Source organism: Bifidobacterium eulemuris, assembly GCF_014898155.1.
In the GTDB taxonomy this organism is placed as follows: Bacteria; Actinomycetota; Actinomycetes; order Actinomycetales; family Bifidobacteriaceae; genus Bifidobacterium; species Bifidobacterium eulemuris.
This window is the reverse complement of record NZ_CP062938.1, coordinates 1,427,849-1,449,906: the sequence shown is the minus strand read 5'-3', so window position 1 is coordinate 1,449,906 and position 22,058 is coordinate 1,427,849. Positions and strand designations below refer to the sequence as shown.

At 62.4% G+C, this 22,058-nt stretch carries 15 protein-coding genes and 1 pseudogene; 13 read left to right on the top strand and 3 right to left on the bottom strand.

The features are described from left to right. Positions 1-33: 33 nt before the first annotated feature. Positions 34-3,258, top strand: a complete 3,225-nt coding sequence (locus tag BE0216_RS06405; RefSeq protein WP_211279894.1) for a mechanosensitive ion channel domain-containing protein — start codon at positions 34-36, stop codon at positions 3,256-3,258. A gap of 86 nt (positions 3,259-3,344) precedes the next feature. Here BE0216_RS06405 and BE0216_RS06400 read toward each other — a convergent pair whose 3' ends face one another. Next, positions 3,345-4,586, bottom strand: a complete 1,242-nt coding sequence (locus BE0216_RS06400; RefSeq protein ID WP_094635962.1) for an AGE family epimerase/isomerase — start codon at positions 4,584-4,586, stop codon at positions 3,345-3,347. A gap of 133 nt (positions 4,587-4,719) precedes the next feature. Then, positions 4,720-5,946 carry an ROK family transcriptional regulator gene (locus BE0216_RS06395; protein ID WP_158217164.1) on the bottom strand — a complete coding sequence of 409 codons (1,227 nt, stop codon included), beginning with the start codon at positions 5,944-5,946 and terminating at the stop codon, positions 4,720-4,722. Positions 5,947-6,107: 161 nt separating this feature from the next. Here BE0216_RS06395 and BE0216_RS06390 point away from each other — a divergent pair, with 161 nt between their 5' ends. From BE0216_RS06390 to BE0216_RS06365, 6 genes are all read left to right on the top strand, one after another. Further along, positions 6,108-6,359: a phasin family protein gene (locus BE0216_RS06390; protein ID WP_094635964.1), complete on the top strand. Its 252-nt coding sequence runs from the start codon at positions 6,108-6,110 to the stop codon at positions 6,357-6,359. Further along, on the top strand, positions 6,356-8,116 hold the full coding sequence (locus BE0216_RS06385) for an ABC1 kinase family protein (RefSeq protein ID WP_169714234.1): 1,761 nt from the start codon (positions 6,356-6,358) through the stop codon (positions 8,114-8,116). Before BE0216_RS06390 ends, BE0216_RS06385 begins: the two co-directional genes overlap by 4 nt. 598 nt (positions 8,117-8,714) lie before the next feature. Next, positions 8,715-9,530: a YggS family pyridoxal phosphate-dependent enzyme gene (locus BE0216_RS06380; protein WP_094635965.1), complete on the top strand. Its 816-nt coding sequence runs from the start codon at positions 8,715-8,717 to the stop codon at positions 9,528-9,530. 75 nt (positions 9,531-9,605) lie between these two features. Beyond that, the gene (locus BE0216_RS06375; protein ID WP_404801810.1) at positions 9,606-10,754 is read left to right on the top strand and encodes a class C sortase; all 1,149 of its coding nucleotides are present in this window, start codon (positions 9,606-9,608) and stop codon (positions 10,752-10,754) included. Between the two features lie 276 nt (positions 10,755-11,030). Next, a complete protein-coding gene (locus BE0216_RS06370; protein WP_193042840.1) occupies positions 11,031-12,308 on the top strand; it encodes a hypothetical protein in 1,278 nt (425 codons plus the stop codon). Beyond that, positions 12,286-13,089: a DUF5979 domain-containing protein gene (locus BE0216_RS06365; RefSeq protein ID WP_143249255.1), complete on the top strand. Its 804-nt coding sequence runs from the start codon at positions 12,286-12,288 to the stop codon at positions 13,087-13,089. The genes BE0216_RS06370 and BE0216_RS06365 overlap by 23 nt, the downstream gene beginning before the upstream one ends. A 28-nt stretch (positions 13,090-13,117) precedes the next feature. Here the strand turns inward: BE0216_RS06365 and BE0216_RS06360 are convergent, their stop codons facing one another. Further along, entirely contained in the window at positions 13,118-14,392 is a 1,275-nt protein-coding gene (locus BE0216_RS06360; RefSeq protein WP_226805655.1) for an integrase catalytic domain-containing protein, read from the bottom strand. A gap of 135 nt (positions 14,393-14,527) precedes the next feature. On the opposite strand from BE0216_RS06360, the gene BE0216_RS06355 reads away from it, so the two are divergent. From BE0216_RS06355 to clpB, 6 genes and pseudogenes are all read left to right on the top strand, one after another. Next, complete coding sequence (locus BE0216_RS06355) at positions 14,528-15,484, top strand: Spy0128 family protein (RefSeq protein WP_094635894.1); 957 nt, start codon at positions 14,528-14,530, stop codon at positions 15,482-15,484. A gap of 159 nt (positions 15,485-15,643) precedes the next feature. Then, positions 15,644-17,275, top strand: coding sequence for a SpaH/EbpB family LPXTG-anchored major pilin (locus BE0216_RS06350; RefSeq protein WP_094635893.1), 1,632 nt, complete (start codon positions 15,644-15,646; stop codon positions 17,273-17,275). A 157-nt stretch (positions 17,276-17,432) separates the two neighbouring features. Beyond that, a pseudogene (locus tag BE0216_RS12215) lies at positions 17,433-17,670 on the top strand (HTH domain-containing protein); the annotation flags it as partial. Between the two features lie 238 nt (positions 17,671-17,908). Beyond that, positions 17,909-18,088, top strand: coding sequence for a hypothetical protein (locus tag BE0216_RS06340; RefSeq protein WP_193042839.1), 180 nt, complete (start codon positions 17,909-17,911; stop codon positions 18,086-18,088). A 63-nt stretch (positions 18,089-18,151) separates the two neighbouring features. Next, positions 18,152-18,973 carry a fumarylacetoacetate hydrolase family protein gene (locus BE0216_RS06335; RefSeq protein ID WP_094635892.1) on the top strand — a complete coding sequence of 274 codons (822 nt, stop codon included), beginning with the start codon at positions 18,152-18,154 and terminating at the stop codon, positions 18,971-18,973. Positions 18,974-19,123: 150 nt separating this feature from the next. Further along, positions 19,124-21,805, top strand: coding sequence for an ATP-dependent chaperone ClpB (gene clpB / locus BE0216_RS06330; RefSeq protein ID WP_094635891.1), 2,682 nt, complete (start codon positions 19,124-19,126; stop codon positions 21,803-21,805). Positions 21,806-22,058 lie beyond the last annotated feature (253 nt).

Sequence of the window (22,058 nt, the reverse complement as noted above, 5' to 3'; positions counted from 1 at the left end):
AGGACTGAGAAGGAACGAGAAGGAACGACGAATATGGCGACCACCGAACCCATGTCCAAACGACTGAAAATCAAAATCGCCGCCCTGCTGGCCGTGGTGCTGGCAAGCGTGGCGGTCACCGGCCTGCTGCTGGCCGGCGTGCAGACCCAGCTGTCGCTGTCGGGATACACCGACGAGATGCGCCAGCAGAACGAACAGCTCAAGGAGGCGCTGGAACAGGCCGACCTCGAAACGCAGGAGAGCACGGAAAGCTTCGACGAGACCTTCCGCTCGAAGGCCGAGTCCATCGCCTATATGGCCAACAACAACGCCGGCTTCGAAGCCACCGACGTCAAGATGAGCGAGCTCAAAACGCTGCTCGCCGTCGACAACGTGCTGGTGGTCACCGAGAACGGCGATGTGGTCGCCGAGGCGCAGGACACCCAGGCGGACTTCCACCACGCGCGATTCAACCAGCTGCGCACGGTATTCGAGACTGGCGAACCTTCCGAAGCCGTGGAGGTGAGCCTGCCCGACAAGGACTGGAACTACCGCTACTACGCGGCCAAAATCGACGACGGCACCATGGCCGTGGTGGAGGCCAGTCCCGAGCGTCTGGACGACATCATCGACTCCAGCAGCTCGCTGACCGCCACGCTCAAGGACATCACCGTCGGCCAGCAGGGCTACATGATGGCCGTGTCCGCGCAGGACTACACCGTGCAATACCATCCGAACGCGGATCTGATCGGCACGGACGCCCTGTCGAACGGTCTGGACGTCGACGACCTTGAGGACGGCAGGTTCTTCCATATGGACTTCGACGGCACCAGCCTGTACAGCGGCGTGACCAAAATCGGCGACACCTACTACATCAGCTCCGTGCCCGAGCATACGCTGTCCGCCTCGCGCAACGTCACCGTGGGGGTGATCCTGTTCGCGTTCGTCGTGGTGATGGCCGCCGTGGTGCTGTACGGCGTGTTCGTGCTGCGCGACGACGAGAGCCGCGGACACCGTGACGAGGATCTGCTCGCGTTCGGCCCGCTGCGCTACAACCGCAAGGTCGGCGGCAAGGCGGCCGTGCTCTCCGTGGTGGGGCTCGTGGTGGTCATCGTGGTGTCCTTCTACATGCAGACGCTGTTCGCGCTCTCCAGCGAATCGCTGGTCAACGCCGACCGCGCCTCCTCCATCGCCCAGACCATGGCGAACACCACCAAGCGTGCGGACGCCCTCAAGCAGGAATACGACACCCGCTACCTCAACAAGGTCAAGGTCGCGGCGTATGTGCTCGACCAGAACCCCGATCTGGAGACCAAGACGGATCTGACCCAACTGGCCGATGCGTTGGGCGTCGACATGATCAGCGTGTTCGACGAGGACGGCGTGCGCACCGCCTCCACCGAGCCGGACCGTTCGTTCACGCTCAGTGAGAATCCCGAGGACCAGTCCTACGCCTTCCGCCAGCTGCTGCAGGGGGTCGAATCGCTGGTGCAGGATCCGACCGAGGACGACAGCACCGGCGCGATGCGCCAGTACATCGGCGTGCCCACCTACGATGATGAGGGTCTGATCGACGGTCTGGTGCAGATCGCCGTCCATCCGCAGATGCTCGAGGAGCTGCTCGCCAGCGTGGAGATCGACAACGTGCTCGACGGCGTGCAGGTCGGCAAGGACGGTTTCGCCTTCGCGGTGAGCAAGAGCAACGGCAAGCTGGTCTACTTCCCCGACAGTCTCGTCCAGGGTAAGAAGGCCACCGACGTCGGTATGACCGACGCCCAGCTCAAGGGCGGTTACTCCGACTACCTCACGATCGACGGCACGACCTACTACGCCTCGTCCGTGGAGACCTCCGACTACTACCTGTACGTCACGGGCGGTGATTCCGAGCTGATGGCCGAGCGTCTGCCGCTGACGCTCGCCACCGCCGGCATCGCGCTGGTGTGTCTGCTGCTGGTGTTTCTGATCCTCGCTTTCGAGCGTGACCCCAAGGCCCGTGCGAAGAAGGCCGCGTCTGCCGCCGGGGACGCCGCCGCTGGGGCTGATGCCGGTACCGACGGCGAGTCCGGTGCGATTGGTGCGGCTGATGCGGCTGCCGCAACCGGCGCAGCCGCCGCGTCCGGATCCGAAGGCGACGTGAGTGTGCTCGACGCTCACGTGTTCGAGGTACGGGTACCCGGCACCGAGCGCAGGATGAAAACCCAATCCGCCGCCAGCCGCTGGCTCAACCAGTCCTTCGACTGGGACGAGAAGACCCCGGAGGGCAAGCTGGGCACGGTGATGCGCTGGTTCTTCGGCCTGTTCGTCGTGATCGTGTTCATCGGCGTGATGTTCAAGGACGAGATCTTCGGCAGTCAGTCCGTATTCTCCTATGTACTCGGCGGCGGCTGGAACAAGGGTCTGAACATCTTCGCCGTCACGGCGGCGCTGATGTCCGCCTGCGTGATCATCACCGTGGCCACCGTGCTGCAGGAGCTGCTGCGCCTGCTCACCGGCGTGCTTGGCGCGCGCGGCGAGACCATGGTGCGTTTGCTGTGCAGCGTCATCAAGTACGGCTCCATCATCGGCATCCTGTACTACTGCATGGCCCTGCTCGGCGTGGATACCGCCACACTGCTCGCATCCGCCGGTCTGCTCACGCTGGCCATCGGCTTCGGTGCCCAGCAGCTGGTCTCCGACATCCTCTCCGGCCTGTTCATCATCTTCGAAGGCGAGTTCCGCGTCGGCGACGTGATTCAGGTCGGCTCCATGGGTGGCACCGTGATCGAGATCGGCGTGCGTACCACGAAGATCGACGACGGTTCCGGCAACATCCTGGTGCTGCGCAACAGCGAGATCAGCAACGTGATGAACAAGACGAAGCTCGACTCCTACGCTTCGGTGGACGTGACGCTCGAATACGGCGAATCGTTGCCGCGCGTCGAGAACATCCTCGAACGCGAGCTGCCGAACATCAAGAAGCGCCTGCCCGCCATTCTGGACGGTCCGTTCTACAAGGGCGTCGCCGCGCTCAATCCGGACGGCACCGCGGTGATCCGCATCGTTGCGCGCTGCGTCGAAGGCAACCGTGGTCAATTGGAACGTGACCTGAAGCGCGAGATGAAGCTGCTTATCTCCAAGCACGGCATCCTTACGCCGTTCCAGCAGGTCGTGGTCCACGAGCCTGCCGAGGCGGCCAAGCCGTCGCTGTACGAGATGCGTGAGGCCGACCGCTTCAACGAGGAGCAGAAGGAATCCTCCAAGCTGATCGGCAACGAAGAGGACGACGACGAAAAGGAGTGATTCCGATTCCGTCCGCCTCTGAATACGAATGATGCCGGTGTCCTCCTCTAATTGGGAGGGCACCGGCATCACTCGTAGGGATTTCCTTATCGCGCCGCCCGGGCCGCCTTTAGGGCCGGGGCGATGGAAACCGCCGGGTCGAGCAGCGGAATCAGCGTGCACTGGGTGGCGTGGTACAGGTCGGATTTGCCCGGCCAGACCGTGCCGATCACATGGTTGTCCTTGTCGAGCTGGTGGAACCAGGAGCCGTGCTCGTGGTCGATGAGATACTCGTCGATGTACTGCCAGAACGTGGCGTACCAATCCTTGAACACCTGCTTGCCGGTGACGCGCGCCAGCACCGCTGCCGTGTTCACGCCCTCGGCGAGCGTCCAGTGCATGCGGTCGGTGACCACCGGCTCGCCCGCCCAATCGGTGGTGTAGGCCAGGCCGATGGTGCCGTCGCGGTTCCAGCCATCCTCGAGCGCGCGCAGGAACAGCCGTTCGGCGGCGTCGAGATAGCGGTCCACCTCATCCTGCGGTTTGCCGGAGCTTAAGGCGTACTGGGTGATGAGTCGCGCCCATTCGATGCCGTGGCCGGGGGTCGCGCCGTACGGCTTGAACTGGTCGTCGGGCTTGTCCTGGTTGCATTCGAGGTCCAGCGACCAGTCGGCGTGGAAGTGCTCGGGGATACGCCAGTCGTTATGCGAGGCCCAGTCGATGACATGGTCGGCGATGCGCCCGGCCCGCGTGCGGTAGGTTTCGTCGCCGGTGACGTCGGCGACCGCGAGGAAGGCCTCGACGGTGTGCATATTGGCGTTGACGCCGCGGTACGGGTCGAGCGTGGTGAAGGCGGTGTCCCAGGTGTCGACCGCGAGTCCCGTCTCCTCGTCCCAGAAGCGCTGGTCGAAGGTCGCCAGCGCCTCGTCGAGCAGCTCGCGTGCGCCGGGGCGTCCGATCAGCGTGGCCGACGCGGCGGCCAGGATCACGAAGGCGTGCGTGTAGCAGATCTTGCCTTCTGCGGGAACGCCTTCGATGGAGACCTCCGGATACCAGCCGCCGTTGGCGTCGTCGTGAAGCTGGCCGCGCAGGCCGTCGAGGGCCTGGTCCACCAGTTCTTCCGCGCCGTCCATGCCGTTGAGCGCGCCCAGCGTGTAGACGTGGGCCATGCGGCAGGTGATCCAGGTTTGGATGCCGTGGCTCGGATCGGGGTTGCCGAGGCTGTCCAGCCAGCAGGCGCCGCCGTTGGGGGCGGGGAAGTTGCGTCCGAACTCCAGCAGTTCGGCGGTTTCGCGCTCGAGCAGCGCCTTGTTGGTGGCGGTGCCGTACTCGTATGATGCGTTGGTCATGATGGCGGCGGTCTCCTTCGACGGTTGCGGCCGACCTCGGTGAACGGCCGCACATTTATAAGTACCGTGTATATATTAGCAGCTCTTATGAATGACGTCGCGAGTATGTCGAAGATGATTCGCTCCGCCGACTTCAGCGCGGCAGCAACGCGGTGGGATTTCCAAGCGCATGCTCGATGGCCAGTGCGACCGCGCCGTTAAGCACCTCATCGCCGCCCATGGTGTTGAGACTCAGGCGCACCCGGGCCCGCAGCGCCGGCGCCACGCGCTCGTCCACCACGGACTGCGCGGCGGCCAGCAGCGGTTCGCCGGCCTCGGCCATCAGATCGCCCAACACGATGATCTCGGGATCGTAGGCGTTGATCACCGTGACGCAGCCATAGCCCACATAGCGCCCCAACTCGCGCACATGGCCGAGCGCGTCCGCATCCCCGGCGGCGGCCAGCGCGAACAGCGCGCGGCATGCCGCGATGGGGGAGAGCCGCTCCGCATCCTCCACCAGCGCCGGCGTGCGCGCGATCAGGCGCTCGCGCACCGCCTCCGCCGAGCAGTACCGCTCCAGACAGCCGTGGTTGCCGCATTTGCAGACCGGACCGTTGACATCGATGGAGATATGGCCGATCTCCCCGGCCCCGCCATGCGCGCCGGTCAGCAGCCGCCCTTGGTCGATCACGCCCAGGCCCGTTCCCTCGCCGAGCAGCAGATAGGCGAGGGATTCCGCCATGCGGCATTGCGGATTGAGCAGTTGCTGGGCCAGCGCGCCGGCACCGGCATCGTGCGCGAGCACCACCGGCACCGCGAACGCGTCGACGAAGGATTTGCGGAAATTCACCGATTCCCAATCGTTGGTCTGCGTGACCACCGCGATGCGGCCGTCCTGCGGAAGATACGGGCCGGGGATGGTGATGCCGACGGCGACGATGGCATGGTCGGCCTCCAGTCGCCTCCGAATCCAATCCTGGGCGCGTGCGACCACATCCCTGGCATGTTCGCCCGCGCCGATGGAGAGTTCGGCGCGCGAGCCAGCCCCGTCGAGCGGATTGCCTTCCAGCGTGAACACGCCGGCCGTGATGGTGCTGCGTTCGAAGGTCACGCCGATCACGCGCAGGCCGGTGCCGTTGAGCGCGATGCCGATGGAGCGGCGGCCGGCGCGTCCGGGCATATCGCCCACTTCGGTGATCGCGCCGAGCGCGATGAGGTCGCCGGTGATTTTGGTGATGGCGGTGGGGGTGAGCCCCGTCTCGCGGGCGATATCCGCGCGCGAGCATACGCCGCGCCGGTAGAGGGCGCGCACCACACGCGAACGGTTGTATTCCGTCAGTGCGGTGAGATTGCCGATGATGGGCTGCGGCTGGCTCATGGTTCTCGCGATTCCTTCGTGCGGGTGGACTGCTCCCATACTAATGCGTCGGGGCTGCGACTAAGCGGCGGTGCTCGCGGCGATATTCGCGTGGGGCTGCGTTTTTCGCGGTGCCTTCTGGGGTACAGTAGAAACCACGCAACAACCAAAGGAGGCGTATCATGGCTGATTTCGATTTGGGCGATGGCCTGCGCAAGGTGTTTCTCGCGGGCGTCGGCGCCCTGGCGACCACCTACGAGAAGGGCGCGGAAATCGTCAACGAACTGGTGGAGAAGGGCGAGCTCACCGTTGAGCAGGGCAAGGCTTTGAACACCGAACTCAAGCGCAAGGTGACCGAGGCGGTGGACGACGCCAAGAAGTCCGCGGCCGAAGCCGGCGACAAGCCCGCCGAAGAGCAGGGCGACGCCGAGTGACCTCTGGGACCACGGAACCGTCGTCGGCCCCGCTGCACAGCAGGGTCGACGCGGTTCTCAATCCTTCCGCGACGCAGGCGGGGTCCGAAACCCCCCGCCCCGCGGATGAGACGATCGGTCTGTTCACCGGTCGCAAAGACACGTTTTCCGAGCGGTACCATCTGACCCGGCGCGGCAAGCTCAAGCGTCTGGCGCAGATCACGCGCATCGTCGAGCAGTTCGACATCCTGCATGGTCTGACGCCGGTGAAGATGCGTCTGATGTTCGAGGCGTTGGGCCCCACCTTCGTCAAGGTCGGGCAGATCTTGTCGATGCGCTCCGAGATGCTGCCGCAAAGCTTCTGCGACGAACTGGCGAAGCTGCGCGCCGACGCCGATCCCATGCCGTACGCCACGGTGCTGGAGGTGCTCGCCACCGAATACGGCCGCCCCGTCGAGGAGATTTTCGCCAACATCGACGCCAAGCCGTTGGGTTCCGCGTCGCTCGCGCAGGTGCACCGCGCCACGCTGACCACCGGTGAGGACGTGGCGGTGAAGGTGCAGCGCCCCGGCGTGCGCGAGACCATGGCGCAGGACGTCTCCATCATGCGTTCGATCGCCAAAACCGCCACCAAAGTGGTGCGTTCGGCGCAGATCGTCGACCTCAAAGGCGTGGTCGAGGAGCTGTGGGAGACGTTCCAATCGGAAACCGACTTTCTGGTGGAGGCCCGCAACCTCGCTGAATTCAAACGTTTTTCGGAGCGGTTCCGCTATATGGACTGCCCCAAGCCCTACACCGACCTGTGCACGCAGCATGTGGTGGTGATGGACTATGTCGACGGCATCTCCGTCTCGCATCCTGGCGAACTGATCGAGGCCGGGTACGACCTGAAGGAGATCGGCACCAAACTCGTCGACAACTACGCCACGCAGATCCTCGACGACGGCTTCTTCCACGCGGACCCGCATCCGGGCAATATCATCATCCGCGAGGGGCAGATCGTGCTCATCGACTTGGGCATGACCGGCCGTCTCGACCAGCGCACCCGTTCGGTGCTCAAGGAGATGATCTTCGCGGTCGCCAAGCAGGATTCGCCCGCACTGGCCGACGGTCTGCTGCGTTTCGCGGGCACCGAGGCCGATCCGGCGGATTATCCGGCGTTGCTCGCCGATCTCGATGTGATCGTCACGGAGTTCGGCACCGTGGATCTGGCCGAACTCGACATCGCGGCCTTCCTCACCTCGCTCACCCAGCTGGCCTCGCGCCACGGCATCGAGGTTCCGAGCACGGTGACCACGGTCGGCCGCGCGCTCGTCACCCTGGAAGGATTGTTGGACGAGTTCATTCCCGATGTGAATATGATCGAGATCATCTCCGACCATATCGCCACGTCGAAGTCCATAAGCCAGGCCGCGCGGGACGAGCTCAAATCGCTCGGCATCGAAGGGCACCAGGCCCTGCATGGCACGCTGGCCACGTTGGCCGAACTCAAGGTGGCCTCGCGTATGCTCACCCGCGGGCAGCTGCGCGTCAATATGGAGCTGGTGGGCGCCGAGGAGCCGATGCGCAAGCTCAGCGATATGGTCAACCGCATCACCATGGCGCTGATCGTGGTCGGCCTGTTCGTCGGTTCGTCGATTGTGTATTACGCCGGCATGAAGCCGATCATCTTCGGCATCCCCGTCGTGGGCTTCATGGGCTACGTCGTCGCGTTCGTGCTGTCCGTGTGGATCGTGTTCGACATCAACTTCAAAGGTCGCAAGCCCAAACGCCGCTAGCCCACGGGCTCTCCTGCGCCCTCTCCCCGTCGTCTTGGGTGAGACGCGTCTTTCCCTTCCTATCATCCTGGGCGAGACTCGTCTTTCCCCTTCCCGTCATCCTGGGCGGGACGCGTCTTTCCTCTCTCCGTCATCCTGAGCGGAGGCGTAGCCGGAGTCGAAGGATCTCATCTCCTTCATCATCACGGACGCTCATTCGAAAAACCCAGTCTGATTCATTCGAAAAATCGAGTGTGAACCATTCGAAAAATCGAGTCTGATTCATTCGAAAAATCTAGTATGGCCCTTCTGGGGTGCATTCTCCTTGTCCGATGAGGTTCGAATGCGCCTCGGAAGTGGCCATATCGAGTTTGGTGTGTCGGGGTGCCGAGACCATGTTCTGCTAAAGCGCTTGATCGTTGAGTTTGGTGTGGGAAATCGTCTGTTTCTGGCGAATCCGGCACACCAAACTTGAATGCTCTCAGAAAGGCGGTCCATACGAGGGATTGCGCGACCTGCGTGGGCGCTGCGTGTGCCGTATGGCCGTTCTTCATATGGGGCTACTACGATGGGGTGAGGTCAATGAGCGAGCCCCGTGCGGGCGCGGCAGGGGAGTGTCATGACGGCATATATGGAGCATAAGAACCTCGCCAACGAGGTGGTCGACGAATCGCGGGCCCGTCAGATCGCGGATAACGTGCGTCGCGCGCTGGACCGCGTCGCCACCGCCGAGGCCGAGGCCGGCCGCGAGATGGGGTCGGTGCGTTTGCTGGCCGCCACCAAAACCCGCGATGTGGGCGAGATCCTCGCCGCCATCGACGCGGGCGTGCGCATGATCGGCGAGAACCGCCCGCAGGAGATCGTGGCCAAAGCGCCGGGATTGGCCAAACGTCTGGCCGAACGTGGATTCGCGTTGGGGGCGGATTCGTCCGTGGCTGAGCCGGTCGAGCATATTCCGTTCCATCTCATCGGCCAGTTGCAGTCGAATAAGATCGGTAAGGTGCTGCCTTCGGTCGATGCGATCGAATCGGTGGATTCCATCGAATTGGCGGAGAAAATCGCCCGCCGTGCGGTGGCGCGCGGCATCACGGTCGGCATGCTGTTGGAGGTCAACGAATCCGGGGAGGACTCCAAATCCGGCTGCCCGCCCAGCCATGCCATCGACTTGGCGCAGCGCATCGGTGCCATGGGCGGACTTGAGCTGCAGGGCCTGATGACCATCGGCGCGCATGTGGATGACGAGCGCGTGATCCGCTCCGGCTTCGCGCATCTGCGCCGCACCCGTGATCTGATTCTCGACTCCGGAGCCGAGGGCACCGGGCATTGTGTGGAACTGTCGATGGGGATGAGTCAGGATATGGAACTCGCCATCGCCGAAGGGGCCACCATCGTGCGGGTCGGCACCGCCATTTTCGGCGCACGCGACTTCATCTGACCTATTCTCGCCGACGACGGGGGTGCGGGGGCATCCATCCTCGGCGAAGACGTCGTACGCTACCACCAGCGCGGGGTGGCCCGCAGGGCGTACGGCGAAAGGGGCGGTGTGAGGTCCACGGACAAAGCGATTCGCGCGGGCGCGAAGCATGCCGCACAACCCGCAGACGCGGCCGCCGGTCAGGCCCCGCACACCGAAACCGCTCCGGGCGTCGAAGCCGGAAAATCCAACGATTCCAACGATTTTAACCATTCCAGCGATTTCAACGCCGTAGTCGACATCTCCGACATCGTCCGCCGCCAACGGTCGCTGCGTCTCAAACTGTGGGCGATGCGCGTGGTCATCGTACTGCTGGTCCTCGCCGCGGTCGGCGTGGGAGGATTCCCCCTCGCCCTGCAATACCGTTCCGCCCGCGATCTCGCCAACACGTCGACAAGCGCCGCCGAGCGCGTGGCGGGCTGGCCGTACCCTCAGGCGGAAACCGCGCTTGAAGAGGCGAGGGCATATAACACGCGTCTCGCCGAATCAGGGCAGGCGATTCTGGGCGAGGCCGCCGATCCTTTCTCCGCCATCCAAGACGCCGCCAACGGCGAGACCGACGGCGAAACCGAATCCGCATCGCAGCAGGACGAGGAATACCAGTCGCTGCTCGACAGCGGCGGCGGCGTGATGGGCACCATCCGCATCCCGAAAATCTCCGTGGAACTGCCGATCTACCACGGCACCTCCGAAACCGCGCTCGCCTCGGGCGCGGGGCATCTCTACGGCACCAGCCTGCCGGTCGGCGGCGAGAACACCCACAGCGTGATCACCGGGCATCGCGGCCTGGTGGAGGCGGCGATGTTCACGCGCCTCGACGAGATGGAGGTGGGCGACTACTTCTATATCGAGGTGATGGGCGAGACGCTGGGGTATCAGGTGGACCGCATCACCGTGATCGAACCGGACGACACCTCGCAGCTGAAAATCGTTTCCGGCGAGGACCGCGTGACCCTGATGACCTGCACGCCCTACGGTGTGAACACGCACCGTCTGCTGGTTTCGGCCGTGCGTTCGTCGATTCCGGACGTGATCCCCGCCGAGGAGGACGCGGCGGTGGACGCCCGCTCCATCGCCATCGGCGTCGGACTGGGCGTACTGGTGTTCGGACTGCTGTTGGTGGGATGTCGGCGCTCGCCATGGCACATCCGCCGTCATGCCGACTGGTGGCCCAAGCGGGGTTGAATTCTGCGGAACCCCCTCGTCAGGGTCAGTAGATGGACGTTCTGTGCGTGTGTCGGTGGAGGTACGAGGGGATACGCGGCCTCGCTTGAGGCGCTCTGATTGCTTGTTTTCTATGACTTACGAGGGGGTAAGTATTGCCTCGTTCAGGGTGTACGCGCCGGCTGGGGAAGCGAATTAGGTTGGCGCAGTGTATGGGCGTCCCATGCGATGGGCGCGCTTGAACGTATTTGGACAGCGACAAGTTGTGGGTCGCCATCCGAGAGGAACGGACAAGATATGAGAAGATTTCGCGAACTGCTTGCCAGGCTTGCCGGAGCGGGATTAAGTAAGACCGTGGCGCTAGTCGCCGCGCTCGCCATGCTGGTCAGTGTTGTCGGTGCCGGAACCGCCGTCGCAGAGGAGTCTGATACGACTCTGACGACCCAGTCGGGACAGACTTCCCAGACGACCGAACAGAATGATTCCACGTCGCAGAGCGGTGAAACGCAAAACACTGAAACGACGGACGGTACCGGCGAAACCGGCGAGGCCGACGACACCGGTGCCACCGGCGGCACCGACAAAACCGCGGATGAGGTTCCGGCCCCCACGTCGGTCGACGGCGATCAGAGCGGACAAAGCGAGTCCGATCAGACTCCTGAGGATGATGAATACCAGAACGAGACGATGGATATCGGCGAAACCAGAGCGGTGCAATCGATTACTCCGGAATGCTGGATTACCAATCAGCACCTTGAGCATTATTGCTCGGGCAGCATTTCAGCGGGAACGTCAGAAGTGAACAGCACTGAGGGTGTTTTGCTTTCGTCTTTGGCGAATTCCACGATTAGTACGGGTACTGCGAGCAGTGAGAAGACCTACACCTTCTGGAAGGCCAGTCTGAAAGGTACTGACGGAGAAACCGAGTATGGACCCAAGCAAACCGGCGGTAATAACGCTAATGAGACTGCAACCGGAAAGACCGTAACGCGCGTTCGCTATCAGGATGGCACGCTGCAATTCATGAGTGATGGCGATTGGTTCAGAATATACGACAGTAGTGGTTTGCAGCTGGTATTCTATTACCTGCAGGATAAGGAAGTAGGCACTTACGTCACTTTCCACATGTCCGATTGGTATGCTTCGAGCTATAACGCGAACAACTGGAACCAGAATGAAGCCACAAATACTTACAAAGCAGTGGTCGTCAAGGTGGTGGACGCGGACTCTAACGACCTGCTAGCCCATAGTGACACGATGTATTATCACCTCTCGCATGATGGTGTTTCTACGATAACGGTTTCGGAAAAAGATCTTGGCGATTACGAAATCGTTGGAATATCCAAACATAAGGCGGCGAATCAGAACCATTTTAAAGCCTGGAATTCTGATGAAACGGATACAGTAGGCGATCCGTTGGCTGAATACAAGGTCAGCGATATGACCACTGGCATGAGCACTTCCTGGAATCCGGGATCAGTTGATGATGAGAACGGTAAGTATGATCCCCCCCCATGTGATTTTCACGGTGCGTGTGCGCAGAACTGCGCAGGTGAAGCTGAAGAAGCTGGTTGAAGGCACTGACGCGAGTGAATATGCGGGCCAAAAGTTCACGTTTTCCGCGACGGTGACATTGCCGGAAGATTCCACGTCCACCCTGCGTGATTCGTACCCCGCTGAGGGATTGGCTGAGGGCTATAGCGTGCAGATGGTGGTGTCGCAGGATGGCAAGAGCGGCACGATTACAGGCATCCAAGCGATACCTAAGAAAGAGGTGACCATTAAGGGCCTGCCCAAAGGCGCAACCGTAATATTCACCGAAACCGGAACGCCTGGTGATAAGCGTGATCCTTCCGTGTTCTCCACCACGTACTTGAATAATGTGACCAAGGCGAGGGATGGCTCGGCTGAGGCGAAGCCGGCGAGCGACGGTAGCGTACAAACCGTGACGGTCACCAACAGAGTGAGCAGCGGCAACGGCAAATTGACCGTGACCAAGACGTTCACGAATTTGGATTCGGAGAATATCAGCGACCAGGATCGATATAATTTGGCGCGTTCGTTCCAGATTGTGTCTTCGGATGGGACGGTTCCTACCCTGACTTTGGACAATGCATCCCAGGTCGAGCCCGAAGGCGGCGTGAGCGCCGACAATGCGAGCACGGTGACCTACACCTGGACGATGGAAAAGCTGACAGCGGGTGAGGATCCAGTGACGCTGACGGAGCGAGGCTATGCGGTGAGTGGTGTGACCGTGACCGCGGAAACCGCTGTCTCTGGCAATGTGACGTTCGGTCCGAGTGCGCGAGGTTCGTCATTAATAAGTGAGCGCGTAATCGTTGTTCGTTTGTCGTAATGGGTGAGCGCGAAACGGTGCCTGCGATCTATTTGTCGTTTTGTCCGGCGTCGGCGCGCATGCGTTCGATCGCCTTTCCCAAGTATCCCATGTCCAGGCCGGCGCGGCGGGCCATCGCCTCGGTGCGGTCCCGGCTGACGCGTTCGAGTTCGTCCTGGATGACGGCGATCTCGCGGTTGAGGCGGGCGGGGTTGGTGGCGGCGATGATCCCCTCGATGCGGCGGCGGGCGTCGTCGACGACGTATCCGCCGCCCCCGGCGGCGCGGTCGGCGGCGTCGTGCTCCAGCACGCGCGCCCACGGGGTGCGGGGCTCGTCGTACACGGTCTTCCTGCGCCCGTCGCGCCCCTGGTCGACGCGCACGGGCTTGCGGGTGGGCGTGAACAGGTTCAGCAGCACGTAGGTCTTCGCCCACAGCCGGTTGAGCAGCTCGCGCTGCTGCGCGGTGTCGTAGCGCCAGTGGAACGCGTATTTCCTGACGACGTGGTTGTTGCGCGACTCGACGGTGGCCTGGTCGTTCTTCCTGTACGGGCGGCTGCGGGTCTGTTCGATGTCCTGTTCGAGCAGCCAGTCGACGAGCTCGTCGTTGATGAACTCGACGCCGTTGTCGGAGTCGAAGCAGGTGACGGGAAACGGGAAGAGCGGCAGGGCGGTGGCGACCGCTGCCTTGATGTTGGATTTGGCATTGTTGCGGGCGGTGACGTTCACGGTCCAGTTCGTCGCGTAGTCCACCATCGTCAGGGTGCGGGCGAACTCGCCCTTCATGCTGGGCCCGCAGTGGGCCACGGTGTCTGCCTCGGCCAGGCCGGGAACGCGGATTGTCTCGTCGGTGCATTTGCGGATCCTGATCGAGTTGCGCATGTGCTCCGCGGCCGGCCGGGTCAGCGACGCGCCCTTCGGCATGGCGGCCTGTTTGAGCGGTCTGAGCCGCCGGTCGATGGTCGACGGACTCATCGCCAGCACCTGGTCCAGCGCGTCGCCGTCGATGCCGTCGAGCTCGCCGTTCGCCAGGAGCGCGGGAATCCACTGGTCGAACATGGCCTTCATGTACGGGCCGCACGGCATGCCCATGAGCAGCCACAGGCGCTCCAGCAGCCGCTGCGCGCCCGCGTCGTACTTCGGCCGCCTGCCCCGCGCCGCGCCTTTCACGGGTTTCTCCCTCTCCGCCTGCGTGAGCAGCCGCCGGGCGGTGGACCTGCCCATCCCGACGGCCTCGAGGCGGTCGAGGATCTCGCCCTTCTGTTTCTTGTCGCCCTTGGCGTACTCCGCCTTGAACCTGTTCGTCAGCCGTTTTCTCGTGGCCATGTCCAGTCTGCCTTCCATAAGGCAAGCATCCCCGCGAACGACGCGGGCCGCGCGGGATTTCGCGCTCATTATTTATGACGAACGGAATCCAATTTCGCGCTCAAACATTACGACGAACGTCGTGCGGAGATTACCGTGACGGATAATACGGATAATGATGTCCCCTATGTTGCTTTCACCAATGACTACGATACGAAGCCCATTGATGTGGTGGTCAATAAGCAATGGGAAGGCGTTTCGAAGGATGAGCAGGTCCCTGTCATCGTGCAACTGGAGTGGACCGGTGGGGAAAACGGGCACGGTGTGCAGGCGACCTTTGAGCTGAACGCAGACAATAATTGGACGACCACGATATCGGGTCTGCCTTCCGCCACCACAACGCATGGGCGGATTACCTACACGGTCGTGGAGACAAAAGTAAAAGTCGGCAGCAGCTATAAGACTCTAGATGAGAGCGGCTTTGAAGCTAAATATGCCTATTCCGAAAAAGCGGGCACGTACACATATACGGTGACCAATAGCAAGAAGTACGTTGAGCTTGATGCCAGCACGATTACGGTGAAGAAGACGGTGGTCGGCAAGGCCGCTCAATCCGACTTCAAGTTCACCTTGACCGCGAGTGGAAACAATAAGGACTCCGTGATATGGCCGGAAGACAGCGGTCAGTCGCTGACGGCGACCGTCTCCAAAGACGCACTGTCGAATTTGACCGAGGGCCAAGCTTCTGCGAACACCACATTCTTAGGTACGCTGCGCTTCCCTGCCAGCGACGGCGTCTACACCTTCGATGTGAAGGAAAACAGTGGTGACGCACTGACGGGCTGGGTATACGACACGGACACTGTGATCGTCACTGTGACTGTCACGAAGGGCGAGGCGGCTGTGAGCTATGGCTATGCAGATGGCGATGCGGATTCCGCTACGAGGGATGCCGCGGCGTTCACCAACCGCTACGTAGCGGTGTCGTCGCTGCCGTTGACCGGTGGACCGTCGGAGCGCGACTGGCTAATCGGCGGCGCGGGGCTGGGACTGCTTGCCTTGCTGCTGATCGGTGGTGCCGGCATCTGGCGCGGCAAGCAACGTTTGCTCTGATTCCCAGTCATTTTTCATCCAATCCCGTGGCGGCTGTCGTAGCCTCGCTGTTTCAACCGCCGCGGGTCTGAACAATTTCAAAAATTTGCGGATCGCGGAGCCCGGAGGTGGGCCCCGGCTTCCGCGAAGGCAAAAAATACAGAAGAAAGGACTCCTCTCATGAAGATGAGGAAACTATTCGCCGGAATCGCCGCGGCAGCGACGATGCTGGCCGGCCTCGCCCTCGGCGCGGCCACCGCGAGCGCGGATGAAGGCGCCGTTGTGAAGCGATCCGTTGAGTTTACGTTCACTGCGGATGATGCTGCCCAACTGACTGATCGTTCAATTACAGTGTATAAGATTGGCGATTACGTGGCCTATGGAACCGATCAGAATGTTGCTTACGGTGTGAAGACCAGCGGCGGTGTGAAGAATGATGCGGTGCGCTCAGCGTTGACTAGTGCTGGAGTGGAGAACATTCCGGAAAATGTTGACGCGCTGACATGGGCAATGGGTACTGACGGCACTCTGGACCAGTCCGCTACCCGTCCGTGGAACAATCCGAGTGTTACTCGTGCCTTCGCTAATGCGCTTGCTGCAGGTGCTGCTACGAATTTGACTGCGGTCAATCCGACTCCAACATTCACTGTGGATGAGACAGCGAAGACGATGACCGTGAGGCTTCCTGCCGGTGTGTACCTGTTTGTGGACAACACCGTCGACAACGCTGCCTCTGCCGTTACCAAGGCCGTTCCGATGCTTGTGGCTGCGGGAACCACCACAAACGGTGTGCTGAACCCGTTCGCAACCGGTGAAGGTGTGAATACCGTGAACTTCAAGAACACGAAGAACACCAGCAAGACCAAGACCGTCGAAGAGACGTCCGCGTCAATCGGTGATACCTTGCACTACACACTGACTGGTACTATCGCCAACCCGGCCCCGACGGAGTTCAAGTTCACTGATAAGCCTGGTACGGGTCTGACCATCAACAGCAACTCCTTCGAGTTCTATACCGTCACCACGGACGATGAAGGTGACGAGATTGAAACTGAAGTGACGGATGCCACAAAGTTCACCGTGCCGGATACTGACGTTACTGGTGGTGATAAGGTGTCATTCGAAGTTGTCGTGAATGATCCTACAGAGTTCGCGGGCCAGACCATTCGTGTCAAGTTCACCGCCACGGTGAACGATGACGCCGATACGACGGACGGCGTGGTCAATAAGCTCGACAACTATGGCAAGACTGTGGAGGCTAAGACCCAGTTGCACGGTTTCAACTTCCAGAAGATCAATGCGGACAAAGCTGGCGTCAATGGTGCCACATTTAAGGTGTACGAGGGCACAACCGTTGGTGATCAGTCGGTCGCGATCAAGTTCCTCGGTTCTAACGGTTCTTATAAGAAAGCGGCTAATCAGAACAACGAAACCGCTACAGACGAACTGAAGACTGCTACAGTCGAGAGCACTGCCGGCAAGTTGGTTGTCAAGGGTCTCAAGGCTGGTACATATACGGTGGTTGAGACTAAGGTCGCTTCCGGCTATCAGGATTTTAAGGCATCCTTTACGGTAACCATTAACGATAAAGGCGGGGTTACTTTCGCTAAGGCCGAGGACGCCTTTGGCTTGGTGACTCTGAGCGACGATAGTCACTCTGTGACTGTTCTCAACATCAAGTCCATCACCCAGCTGCCGCTGACCGGTGCGGCCGGCACGGCGCTGTTCTCCGCGATCGCGCTGCTGCTCGTGGGCGCGGCCTTCACGGTCTACGCCAAGAGCCGCAACACCAAGCGCGCGCTGAACGCGTGATCTGACTGAAAGAGAGCGGAAAGAGGGGCTGCTGTTCACGGCCCCTCTTTTCCGATATGTGTATCCAACCAAACGCTCGGCATCGACGCCGGCCCGTATATCCAGAGACAGCCCAGCTGGCTGTCGTATGATACGGGGACGACAATAGGGGGAAATAATGGCTACTGGCGGAGGTATGTTCAGTGCCGAGGAAGTGCGGTATCTCAGAAAGCTGCCGGCTGTGGCGAATGTCACGCGCAGCCGCATCATGTATTCGGAGGCGTTCAAGAGGTCCTGCCTGCGCAGGTACTTCGCTGGCGAGTCGCCGGTGAGAATGTTCCGCGAGGCCGGGCTCGATCCGTCGCTTGTCGGCTACAAGCGCATCGAACGATGCTTCGCGCGCTGGAAGGCGCAAGCGAAGAAAGAAGGCATGGAGCAGTATCTCGCCGGTGCCGATGGATCTGATGCGGCTGATTTCTCGGCTACGTTGTTCGCAGCCAACGAAAGCATGCCTTCTCGCGAAAAGAAACGGGGGGGGGGGGGGGCGTTATTGGCGCTTCTCGCGCGTCGCGCGATTCTTGGGACGAAACTCGCGATCTGATCATCGCCCAACAGGCCCGGCGCATCGACCAGTTGGAGCATGAGCTTGCTCGTGTGGTACAGCACAGCGACGGACTGCCCGAAGAACTCGCCTCCATTCCTGATTTCGTTTTGCGGCAAGAGTTTAATGATGCCGCCGAGGATTCGCCGGCCCCAGAGGATGCCGCGGAAGCGCCCGATACTCCGGATGCCGACGCGGCCCCCAACACGGACCCGACTCCGCAGGCCGAGTAGAAGCATCATCCTGAGTGGAGGCGGGGCTGCGCGTTGTGCCCCGCCCTGCCTACACTGGTGGCTATGAGAATCGCACGTTTTTCCTTCAATGAATCGCCCCGCTACGCCTTCGTCCAGACCGACGAATCCGATGGCAAGGACTACCTCGTCGAACTCGACGGCCATCCGTTGCTCGGCGGCGAGGTCAAGCCCACCGGCAACCGCTACCCGGTCGACGGCGACGGCATCCGCCTGCTCGCGCCGGTCATCCCCTCCAAAATCTACGGTCTTGGCAAGAACTATGAGGCGCACGCCCAATTCATGCACGAGGCGGGCCATTCCGAAATCGCCCACGCGCCCGAAGATATGGTCATCTTCGCCAAGCCTTCCACCTCGGTGATCGGCCCGGACGATCCGATCGTGATCCCGTCGTATTCGAACGATATGAACTACGAGCCCGAGGTGGCCGTGGTGATAGGCCGCATCGCCAAGAATGTGCCGGTCGAACGCGCCATGGACTATGTGCTCGGCTTCACCTGCACCAACGACGTGACCTTGCGCGACCTGCAGGGCCTCGACCCGATGTGGACGCGCGCCAAGGGCTTCGACACCGCCTGCCCGCTGGGCCCCTGGATCGTGAGCCGCGATGAGCTCGACTGGCGCGATGCGAAGATCTCGTTCACGCTCAACGGTGAGGATGTGCCCCAAGCCAACGGCACCACCGCCAATCTGATCCACGGCATCCCCGAGCAGATCGCCGCCATCTCGTCCTTCGCCACGCTGCTGCCGGGCGACGTGATCCTCACCGGCACGCCGCACGCCTCCGGCCAGCTCAATCCCGGCGACGAGGCCATCGTCAACGTCGAAGGCATCGGCTCCCTGCGTAACATCGTCGTGCGCGGTTAGTCATATCGCAAACTTGAGTCGAGGGCGCTCAAGTTTTGGGAATAGAATCGTTCCTTCCTTGGTTGAGCATGTCAGGACATGACGAATGCGCCGCGGCGGCTCCGCAAAACCTGCGGAAACCGCCCGGCGCACAACAATGGAGGAACAGACATGGAACAAAAGCTCACCACCATGGCCCAGGAGGCCATTGGCGACGCCATTCAAAGCGCTTCGGCCGCAGGCAACGCGCAAATCGACACCCTGCATGTGCTGGACGCGCTGCTGCGCCAAGAGAACGGCCCGGTCCGCTCGCTGATCGAAGCGGCGGGCGGCGACCCGCAGGCCATCGGCGCGGCCGTGCGCAACGCGCTGGTCGCCCTGCCGAGCGCCAGCGGCTCGACCACCTCGCAGCCGCAGGCCAGTCGCCAACTCACCGCGGCGATCGCGCAGGCCGAACAGGAGATGCGCGACATGGGCGACGAATACGTCTCCACCGAGCATCTGCTCATCGGCATCGCCGCCAGCACGCCCAACCAGGCCGCCGACATCCTCAAATCCAACGGCGTCACCCCCGAGTCCCTGCGCAAGGCCGTGCCCGGCGTGCGCGGCGGCGCGAAGGTCACCAGCCCCGACGCGGAAGGCAACTACAAGGCGTTGGAGAAATACTCCACCGACCTGACCGCCGCCGCGAGGGACGGCAAGCTCGACCCCGTGATCGGGCGCGACCAGGAGATCCGCCGTGTGATCCAGATCCTGAGCCGCCGCACCAAGAACAACCCGGTACTGATCGGCGAGCCCGGCGTCGGCAAAACCGCCGTCGTCGAAGGACTGGCCCAGCGCATCGTGGCCGGCGACGTGCCCAGCACCCTGCAGGGCAAGAAGCTCATCAGCCTCGACCTGGGCTCCATGGTGGCCGGCTCCAAGTACCGCGGCGAATTCGAGGAACGTCTGAAGTCCGTGCTGGAGGAGATCAAGAACGCCGACGGGCGGATCATCACCTTCATCGACGAGATCCACACCATCGTCGGCGCGGGCGCGGCCGAGGGCTCCATGGACGCGGGCAATATGCTCAAGCCCATGCTGGCCCGCGGCGAACTGCGCCTCATCGGCGCCACCACGCTCGACGAGTACCGCGAGAACGTTGAAAAGGACCCGGCGCTCGAACGCCGCTTCCAGCAGGTGTTCGTCGGCGAGCCGAGCGTGGAAGACACCATCGCCATCCTGCGCGGTCTCAAGCAGCGCTATGAGGCCCACCACAAGGTGACGATCGGCGACGATGCGCTGGTGGCCGCCGCCACCCTCTCCAACCGTTACATCTCCGGCCGCCAGCTGCCGGACAAGGCCATCGACCTGGTCGACGAGGCCGCCGCGCACCTGCGCATGGAGCTCGACTCCTCCCCGGAGGAGATCGACGAGCTGCAGCGCAGGGTCACGCGACTGGAAATGGAGGAGATGCAGCTCAAGAAAGCCGAGGATCCCGCCTCCAAGGACCGTCTGGGCAAACTGCAGGCCGAACTCGCCGACACGCGCGAGAAGCTCGCCGGGCTCAAAGCCCGCTGGGACGCCGAACAGGCCGGCCATAACAAGGTCGGCGACCTGCGCGCCAAGCTCGACGACCTGCGCGTGCAGGCCGACAAGTTCACCCGCGAAGGCGATCTGGAACAGGCGTCGCGCATTCTGTACGGCGAAATCCCTGCCATCCAGAAGGAGCTCGCCGCAGCCGAACAGGCCGCGGACGCCGAATCCCAGGCCGAAGCGGCCAGCGGCGGCATGGAATCCGAGCCGATGGTGCCCGACCGCGTGGACGCCGACTCGGTGGCCGAAATCGTCTCCGACTGGACCGGCATTCCCGTTGGCCGCCTCATGCAGGGCGAGAACGAGAAGCTGCTGAGCATGGAGGACTACCTCGGCAGGCGCGTCATCGGGCAGAAGGAAGCCATCGCGGCCGTCTCGGACGCGGTGCGCCGCTCGCGCGCCGGCATCTCCGACCCGAACCGCCCCACCGGCTCCTTCCTGTTCCTCGGCCCCACCGGCGTGGGCAAAACCGAGCTGGCGAAGGCGCTCGCCGACTTCCTCTTCGACGACGAGCGTGCCATGGTGCGCATCGATATGTCGGAATATATGGAGAAGTCGAGCGTCAGCCGCCTGATCGGCGCCGCACCCGGCTACATCGGCTACGAGCAGGGCGGCCAGCTCACCGAGGCCGTGCGTCGCCGCCCGTATTCGGTGGTGCTGTTCGACGAGGTGGAGAAGGCCAATCCGGAGATCTTCGACGTGCTGCTGCAGGTGCTCGACGACGGCCGGCTGACCGACGGACAGGGCAGGACCGTGGACTTCAAGAACACGATTTTGATCATGACCTCGAACCTCGGCTCGCAGTTCCTCGTGAACGAGGATATGGACGCGGACGCCAAGCGCAAGGCCGTGATGGATACCGTGCATATGAACTTCAAGCCGGAGTTCCTGAACCGCTTGGACGACACCGTGATGTTCCAGCCGCTCACCCGCGAGGAGCTCGGCGGCATCGTGGACATCCAGGTCAACGCCGTGGCCGCGCGCCTGACCGAACGCCGCATCACGCTCGACGTGACCGATTCGGCCCGCGAATGGCTCGCCAACGTCGGCTACGATCCGGCGTACGGCGCGCGTCCGCTGCGCCGTCTGGTGCAGACCGAGGTCGGCGACCAGCTGGCCCGCATGCTGCTCGCCGGCAGGGTGCATGACGGCGACACCGTGCTCGTGGACCAGACCGGCGGCGAGCACTTGGAACTCACCGCCTGGGCCTCCGACCAGCTCGTCGGCGACGATCCGGCCCTTACGGACGGTTCGGCGCATCCCACTGTTGAGCGCTGACGGATAAAGTCGAGGGCTGTCTTCTGGCACATCCGAAGACAGCCCTCTCGTCATTCCGAGCGGAGTCGCAGCCGTAGTCGAGGAATCCCTGTTGAGATGCCTCGACTACGCTCGGCATGACGCGGGCGTGGGCCAGCATGACGAGAGTTCTGAACACCATCGTCTAGTACGATTGCGGTAAACGGATGCCGCGTTGATACGCGCTGTGGGATATATGCAATCACCCTGCGTCAACCGATCACATGGGAGGGAT

Excerpts from the sequence above, each read along its gene's own strand:
- BE0216_RS06405 (WP_211279894.1), top strand. The coding sequence starts at position 34 with ATGGCGACCACCGAACCCATGTCCAAACGACTGAAAATCAAAATCGCC.
- BE0216_RS06400 (WP_094635962.1), bottom strand. The coding sequence starts at position 4,586 with ATGACCAACGCATCATACGAGTACGGCACCGCCACCAACAAGGCGCTG.
- BE0216_RS06395 (WP_158217164.1), bottom strand. The coding sequence starts at position 5,946 with ATGAGCCAGCCGCAGCCCATCATCGGCAATCTCACCGCACTGACGGAA.
- BE0216_RS06390 (WP_094635964.1), top strand. The coding sequence starts at position 6,108 with ATGGCTGATTTCGATTTGGGCGATGGCCTGCGCAAGGTGTTTCTCGCG.
- BE0216_RS06380 (WP_094635965.1), top strand. The coding sequence starts at position 8,715 with ATGACGGCATATATGGAGCATAAGAACCTCGCCAACGAGGTGGTCGAC.
- BE0216_RS06370 (WP_193042840.1), top strand. The coding sequence starts at position 11,031 with ATGAGAAGATTTCGCGAACTGCTTGCCAGGCTTGCCGGAGCGGGATTA.
- BE0216_RS06360 (WP_226805655.1), bottom strand. The coding sequence starts at position 14,392 with ATGGCCACGAGAAAACGGCTGACGAACAGGTTCAAGGCGGAGTACGCC.
- BE0216_RS06350 (WP_094635893.1), top strand. The coding sequence starts at position 15,644 with ATGAAGATGAGGAAACTATTCGCCGGAATCGCCGCGGCAGCGACGATG.
- BE0216_RS06335 (WP_094635892.1), top strand. The coding sequence starts at position 18,152 with ATGAGAATCGCACGTTTTTCCTTCAATGAATCGCCCCGCTACGCCTTC.
- clpB (WP_094635891.1), top strand. The coding sequence starts at position 19,124 with ATGGAACAAAAGCTCACCACCATGGCCCAGGAGGCCATTGGCGACGCC.